1 rRNA gene is annotated in these 273 nt (G+C 53.8%); it reads right to left on the bottom strand.

From position 1 onward, the window contains the following. Positions 1-273, bottom strand: a 16S ribosomal RNA gene (locus tag JIG40_RS17495); the annotation flags it as partial.

Below are 273 nucleotides of genomic sequence, written 5' to 3'. Positions count from 1 at the left end.
CGACTTCACCCCAGTCATGAACCACAAAGTGGCAAGCGTCCTCCCGAAGGTTAAACTACCTGCTTCTTTTGCAGCCCACTCCCATGGTGTGACGGGCGGTGTGTACAAGGCCCGGGAACGTATTCACCGTGACATTCTGATCCACGATTACTAGCGATTCCGACTTCATGGAGTCGAGTTGCAGACTCCAATCCGGACTACGACGCACTTTTTGGGATTCGCTCACTTTCGCAAGTTGGCCGCCCTCTGTATGCGCCATTGTAGCACGTGTGT

Source organism: Vibrio sp. bablab_jr001 (assembly GCF_016464285.1).
GTDB lineage: Bacteria > Pseudomonadota > Gammaproteobacteria > Enterobacterales > Vibrionaceae > Vibrio > Vibrio fluvialis.
This window is presented reverse-complemented; position numbering and strand designations above follow the sequence as displayed.